The sequence below is a fragment of the Streptomyces sp. CO7 genome, assembly GCF_053474865.1.
Window position 1 is genome coordinate 609,756 of record NZ_JBRIOU010000002.1, and the last position, 6,650, is coordinate 616,405.

General features: G+C 74.0%; 6 protein-coding genes and 1 pseudogene. 5 read left to right on the forward strand and 2 right to left on the reverse strand.

Annotated elements, in window-relative coordinates; translation table 11 throughout:
• Positions 1-107: 107 nt before the first annotated feature.
• Complete coding sequence (locus ACOV8S_RS04725) at positions 108-503, reverse strand: MerR family transcriptional regulator (protein ID WP_448316258.1); 396 nt, start codon at positions 501-503, stop codon at positions 108-110.
• An 83-nt stretch (positions 504-586) separates the two neighbouring features.
• Between ACOV8S_RS04725 and ACOV8S_RS04730 the strand changes: the two genes are divergently transcribed.
• From ACOV8S_RS04730 to ACOV8S_RS04745, 4 genes are all read left to right on the forward strand, one after another.
• Positions 587-1,243, forward strand: a complete 657-nt coding sequence (locus ACOV8S_RS04730) for an SDR family NAD(P)-dependent oxidoreductase (protein WP_448316259.1) — start codon at positions 587-589, stop codon at positions 1,241-1,243.
• 152 nt (positions 1,244-1,395) lie between these two features.
• Positions 1,396-1,935, forward strand: a complete 540-nt coding sequence (locus ACOV8S_RS04735; RefSeq protein ID WP_448316260.1) for a hypothetical protein — start codon at positions 1,396-1,398, stop codon at positions 1,933-1,935.
• A gap of 287 nt (positions 1,936-2,222) precedes the next feature.
• A complete protein-coding gene (rsgA, locus tag ACOV8S_RS04740; RefSeq protein ID WP_448316261.1) occupies positions 2,223-3,329 on the forward strand; it encodes a ribosome small subunit-dependent GTPase A in 1,107 nt (368 codons plus the stop codon).
• Between the two features lie 216 nt (positions 3,330-3,545).
• Positions 3,546-4,763: an SGNH/GDSL hydrolase family protein gene (locus ACOV8S_RS04745; RefSeq protein ID WP_448316262.1), complete on the forward strand. Its 1,218-nt coding sequence runs from the start codon at positions 3,546-3,548 to the stop codon at positions 4,761-4,763.
• 48 nt (positions 4,764-4,811) lie between these two features.
• Here ACOV8S_RS04745 and ACOV8S_RS04750 read toward each other — a convergent pair whose 3' ends face one another.
• Positions 4,812-5,306, reverse strand: a complete 495-nt coding sequence (locus ACOV8S_RS04750; protein ID WP_448316263.1) for a DUF456 domain-containing protein — start codon at positions 5,304-5,306, stop codon at positions 4,812-4,814.
• 176 nt (positions 5,307-5,482) lie between these two features.
• Here ACOV8S_RS04750 and ACOV8S_RS04755 point away from each other — a divergent pair.
• Positions 5,483-6,650: pseudogene (locus tag ACOV8S_RS04755) on the forward strand (hypothetical protein); the annotation flags it as partial.

The window sequence follows — 6,650 nt, forward strand, 5'->3', positions numbered from 1 at the left end:
CCCCGAGTCTTCCGCCCCTGCCCCCGGCTCCCGTCAGCGAACCGCCGTCGGCGCGCCGACGGCGCCCGGCGGGGAGCCCGGCAGCACGCCAGGGCATCGCGACCGGCTCACCTCCCGGGCGCCGGCGCGCCCGACGCAACCTCCTCCTGGAGTGGCGCCGTGCCGAGGACGGTGTCCAGCACACGACGGGAATCCTCGAGCCGCGTGATGGCGGCGGTGATCCGGGCGCGCTCGCGCCGCAGCTCCCCGAGGAAGGTGGGGCAGCCGGACGGCACCTTCAACTCGCTCTCGTCGCCCAGGCAGTGCAGGATCCTCGCGATGACCGCGGTGGGGAGACCGGCGGCCAGCAGGGCGCGGATGTGGTGCACCGCTGCGAGGTCCGCCTCGGCGTACGCACGGTAACCGTTGTCCGACCGGGTCGGCCGGAGCAACCCCTGCTCCTCGTAGTAGCGCAGCAGTCGCCTGCTCACCCCCGTCTCGCGGGACAGGTCGCCGATGCGCATCCGGTCTCTCCTTGACCCTCACACTCATGTGACGCCTTACCGTCCCCAGTGTCGCTGACGGTCAAGCAGAGGGGAGCCGTTTCATGCCAGGTGCAGTAATCATCGGTGCGGGGCCGGGGATCGGGCAGGCAGTCGCCCGTCGATTCGCCGAAGAAGGGCTGCCGGTCGCGTTGATCGCCAGAAGCGGGCCCACGCTGCGCGCCGCGGCGGACGCGCTCGCTCCCCTCGGCGTCGCGGTCCTCACACTGCGGGCGGACAGCACGGACCGGGAAGAGCTGGACGCAGCCCTGGCGCGGGCCGTCGACGCACACGGCGTGCCGGAGGCCGCCGTCTACAACGCCGCACTCGTCCGTGCGGACGTGCCGGGTGAGCTCTCGGTGCGCGAACACATGGAGGCCTGGGCGGTCAACGTGGTCGGCGCCCTCAACGCCGCCGCCTTCCTCGCGCCCAGGATGGCGGAGCGGGGGAGCGGAACCTTCCTCGTCACGGGCGGCATGCCCAAGCCGGAGCCGCGCTATGTGAGCCTCTCCCTGGGCAAGGCCGGCGTGCGCACCCTGGTCACGCTGCTCGATCAGCAGTACGGCTCCCGCGGCGTGCACGCGGCGAGCGTCACCGTGGACGGCCCGGTCGCTCCCGGCACCGACTTCGACCCCGACGACATCGCCGAGCACTACTGGCAGTTGCACGTCCAGCCACGCCACCGGTGGGACCAGGAGGTGCTGCACACCGGCCGCTCCTGAGTCCCGGGGTGAGGGGGCGGCGGAACTCTCCCCGCGCGCAGGGGGTGCGCGGGGGAGTTCGTCCTCCTGTGGACGAGGGCTCTCTGTGGCAGCATGCACTCCGGATCTTTCGTCCCGTCACCTGCCATGCACCTGCCACGGAGAAGAGAGTCATGCGTATCCGCGTCATCCTGTCGGCGAGTGCGGCTGCCGCCCTTCTCGCCCTCACCGGTTGTTCGGCCGACGGCTCCGCGCGCGACGGTGTGGCGAGCGGGGCCGCGGAGGAAGGGCTGCCGCTGAAGAAGGCGGACGCCGCGCTCACCGGGGCGGTGGAGAAGTACACCGCCGCCTACTTCGGCGGTGACCCGGCGACCACGTTCGGGATGCTCTCGGACCGCTGCCGCTACGTGGTCGGCGACGAGACGCAGCACCGGGCGGAGGGCGAGGGGGAGCAGGACGGCGCCGATGTCCACGAGGAGGGCGAGGACGGCGAAGCCGCCGAGCACGGAGGCCCCGCGTACGAGGCCGCGGTGACGCGGATGGCCGAGAAGTACGGGCCACGGCAGGCCACCGGCGTGAAGGTGCGGGAGGACACGGCGGTCGGGCAGGACGACCGGGTCTTCGTGGAGTACGAGGTCGAGGGCGTCCCCGATTTCGGTCACGACCAGCCGTGGCTGAAGGAACGGGGCGACTGGAAGTACGACGCCTGCTGAGGCGGCGCTGCCGCGCGGAGTGAGGGCGCGGAAAAAGCGATGGCGGGCGAAGCCTGGTCGGCCCTAGGCTGTGCCCTGTTCGTGCGACGCCCGGTGGGCGCTGCGCACGCGAGCCGTTCGTTCGAGTCGGATTCTCCAGGAGGTGTGACCGATGGCTGTCTCTGTGACGGGCCTTGCCCGCATCCAGCAGTTCGTTCCGTTCACCTCCGTGGCCTCCGGCTGACCTCACCTTTCTTCGCGCGTCGACGTACGCGCGGTGCCGGGGGCTGCCCTTCGAAGGGTTTCCCTTGAACCTCTCCTCTCTTTCCTCGATCTCGTCGCACCCGCTCACCCGCTTCGGCTGGGACGAGAGCTGGGAGTCCGAGTTCGCCCCGTTCGCCGCGCAGGGGCTGCTGCCCGGGCGCGTGATCCGGGTCGACCGCGGACAGTGCGACCTGGTCACCTCCGAGGGCGTGATCCGCGCGGACACCGCGTTCGTCACCCCGCACGACCCGCTGAGGGTCATCTGCACCGGCGACTGGGCCGCGGTCGACCCGGTCGGCGGACAGCCGCGCTACGTGCGCGACTACCTGCCGCGGCGGACCGCGTTCGTGCGCTCGACCTCGTCCAAGCGGTCCGAGGGACAGATCCTCGCCGCCAACGTGGACCACGTGGTCGTCGCCGTGTCGCTGGCCGTCGAGCTCGAGTACGCGCGCGTCGAACGGTTCCTGGCCCTGGCCTGGGAGTCCGGGGCGCAGCCCGTGGTGGTGCTGACCAAGGCGGACCTGGTCCCCGACCCCGTGACGCTCGGGTACCTGGTGCGCGACGTGGAGGGGACGGCGCCCGGGGTGCCGGTGCTGGCCGTCAGCGCCGAGACCGGCGAGGGCGTCGACGTGCTCGCCGCGACCGTCTCCGGTGGCACGACCGTGCTGCTGGGGCAGTCCGGCGCGGGCAAGTCCACCCTCGCCAACACGCTGCTCGGCGAGGACGCGATGGACGTGCAGGCGGCACGTGACGTGGACGGCAAGGGCCGGCACACCACGACCACCCGCAACCTGTTCGCACTGCCCGGCGGCGGCGTGCTGATCGACACGCCGGGACTGCGCGGCGTCGGCCTCTGGGACGCGGGGCGCGGTGTCGGGCAGGTGTTCGCCGAGATCGAGGAACTGGCCGGCGACTGCCGCTTCCACGACTGCGCGCACGTCGCCGAACCCGGCTGTGCGGTGCTGGCCGCGGTCGACTCCGGAGAGCTGCCCGAGCGGCGGCTCGAGAGCTACCGCAAGCTGCTCCGTGAGAACCAGTACATCGTGGCCAAGACCGACGCCCGGGCCCGCGCCGAGATGCGGCGCGAGTGGAAGCGCCGTGGAGCCGAGGGCAAGGCCGCGATGGAGGCCAAGCGGGGCCGGACGCGGTAACCCGGGACACCCCGGAGGGTGAGGTGGCGGCGGCCGAACGGACCAGCCGCCACCCCGCCCACCCCGCGCTAAACCTCCGTCACCACCCCTCGTCCGGGTGGTTCTCTGCGACGCGACCGACACGCTCCGTGTCGGTCGCGTTACGTTGTGAAACGGTCGGCTTCGTCGAGGATCGGCTGACGCGCGGCCAACTGAACATCGCGGAGGACGGAACACATGCTCAAGGCGGTACGGGTCATCGTGGCGCTGCTCCTGGTCCTGCTCGGCACGGCGCCCGTCCACGCGGTGACGCCCGACCGCCGGGCGGAGAAGGAGAAATGGACCGGGACCTGGGCGGCCGCCGCCTCCGGGACCGCGGTGCCGCTGCCCGGCGCGTCCATCCGCAACGTGGTGCACACCAGCGTCGGCGGCACGGCGACCCGGGTGCGCCTGTCCAACCGGCTCGGCATCCGCCCGCTCCACCTGGGCTCGGTCACGGTCGCGCTGCGGGAGCAGGGTTACTTCCCCCGCCCGGACGCGGTGCCCGGCACCATGCGGCGGGTCCTCTTCGGCGGCAGGCCCACGGCCGTGGTGCCGGCCGGGCGGGAGATCGTCAGCGACCCGGTGCGGCTCGACGTGCCCGGCGGTTCCGACCTGCTGGTCACGGTGTACACGCCGGTGGACGACGGCCCGGCGACGTACCACCGCATCGCCAAGCAGACCAACTTCCTGGCGCACGGCGCCGACCACGCCGCCGACGTGGGCGGCGCCGCCTACACCGCGACGGTCCGCTCCTGGTACTACGTCACCGGGGTGGACGTGCGCACCGCCCGCGCGGCGGGCAGCCTGGTGGCGCTCGGGGACAGCCTGACCGACGGGGTGGGCACCACGCCCGACAGCAACAGCCGCTGGCCCGACCGGCTCGCCGACCGGATCGCCGCGCTGCCCCCGCGGCACCGGCTGGGAGTGCTGAACGCGGGCATCTCCGGCAACCGGATCCTCAACGACCGCTCCGGGCCCAGCGCGCTCAAGCGGTTCGACGCCGACGTCCTGCGGCGCAGCGGGGTGCGGACGGTGATCGTGCTGGAGGGCATCAACGACGTGATGACCGACGCGGCGGGCGAGGACGGGATCAAGGCGTTCAAGAAGGCCTACCGCTCCATGGCGGAGAAGGCGCACGCCAAGGGCATCCGGGTCGTCGGGGCCACCCTGACGCCGTACCGGGGGCATCTCGCCTACACCCCGCAGCGGGAGGCGCTGCGGCGGCAGATCAACCGCTTCATCCGCAAGGAGGCCCCGTTCGACGCGGTGGTCGACTTCGACGCGGCGGTCCGGGACCCGAAGCAGCCCGACCGGATCCGGTCCGCCTACGACCCGGGCGACCACCTGCACTTCAACGACGCCGGGATGAAGGCGCTGGCCGGAGCGGTCGACCTCGACGAGCTCACCGGCTGACCGCCGGCCCGTCGGGTACGGGGGCGCAGCGGCGGGCCCGGGCGGCGTTCAGCGCGCGAGGACGGTGACGAGCCAGGCGCCGAGGATCAGGAGCGTCGCGTAGAGCTCCACCAGCAGCGCGGTGCCTCCGGACCGCATCATGCCGCGCACCGCCGCCCTCGCCTCGCGGGGGCGGCGGCCCTCGTGCAGGCGCTCGTGCAGGTAGAGACCGGCCAGGAAACCGGGTACGGCGCCGATCACGGGCAGCAGGAAGAAGCCGAGGAACGCGCCGAGACCGGCCGAGCCGCGGGGCCCCGGACGGCGGGCCGGATCGGTGGTGCGGGAGGCGTGCCGGGGGGTGAGCTGGGCGCGCAGCAGCCCGGCGAGCAGGAGCAGGAGGGTGGCGCCCACCAGGACCGCCCAGGCGGTCCGGTGCGGGTCGTTGAGCGCCCACCACAGGACACCGGCCCACACGAGCCAGGACCCGGGCACCCCGGGCGTCAGTACTCCGCACATGCCGAGCAGGATGATCACTCCGGCCAGCAGGAGTTCCCACGCTCCCATTCCTCCAGGGTGCCCGAGGAGGAGAGCGGGCGCAGGGTTCGGCGTGGCCGGGTGTTTCATGACGACTTCGGCCGGTTGTTCGGGTTGTCGTCCGAAAAGTTGTTCTAGGGGCGGTGTCCCGCCCGAATGTCGCGATGCACGGTTTCAGACGCGTGGCGCGGTCGAAGATTAGGAGCATGAGCCAACAGGGGGAGACGCCCACCGGCCGCCGGGACGAGGACGAGCGCGAGCACGAGGACGACTGGTGGGGCCAGTTGTACGACGGGAACACCGGTGACACGGGCCCGACGGCGGCCCCCGACTCCCTCGACGACAGGTTCGCCTCCGTGGCCGGGACGGTGGGCGGCGGCACCCCCGCGGGCGGCCGCGCCGTGCCCTCGCCCCGCCCGGAGCCCGGTGCGCCGGGCCCTTCCGCGCCGCCTGCCGGAACGGCATGGGACACCCCGGACGGCCAATTCCCCGCGGGCGCGGGGGGCGGGGCCGAGCCGACGATCGGTGACGGATGGTTCGGCGCGGACGGGCGGGGTCCCGGTGCGGGAGCCCCACGGCAGCCCCGGAGCCCGCGCGCGGACGTGGACGGGTCCTCGGCCCCGGGCTCCGGGCCGCCGCCGGCCACCGGTCAGGACGCGGACCTGCGCCCTGGTCCGGGCCCGGCCACCGGTCAGGACCCGGCTTCGGGCACCGGTCAGGACCCGGCCCCGGGCAGCAGCCCGGACCTGGATCTGGACCGCGACCTCGACCTCGACCTGGATCCGGACCTGGAGCGGCCGGCGGGCCCGGCACGCGAACCCGGCGACCCGCAGCCCGCCCCCTGGCCGCCGCTGAACGGCCCGGCCGGTCCTGTCGGTCCGGCCGACGCGGGGCCGGTGCGGGACGGCAGGGACGCCGGTGCGGGGAAGGTACCACCGCGCGGTAACCGGGACGACCTGGGCCCGACGTCCGCCGGCCCGGGGAACGGCCCCGGCGCGGGAGGCTCGCGTCGTACGGGTGACGCGGGGCCACGGCGGGCCCCCGCGGCGGCCGACTGGTTCGGCACCGGGGTGACGCCAACGGAGGGAACCGGCGCCGGGACGGAGTCAGGGCCCGGCGGCCCCGACGGAGCGCGGGCACCGTCTGCGGGCAGCGCCTCCGGTGACGACGGCACCCTCGGCACCGGTAGGGGCGCCGAGGACGGCACCCGGCCCGGCACCGGTGACCCGGCCGTGTCCGGCGGACGGGCGGCGGACGGCACAGGCGCGGGGCAGCAGGAGGGGCCGGGCGACCGCCCCGGGACGCGCTCCGTGGACGGCGCGGGCGACGGGCCTGGGATCCGCCGTCCGGATGGTGCGGGTGACGGGCTCGGCA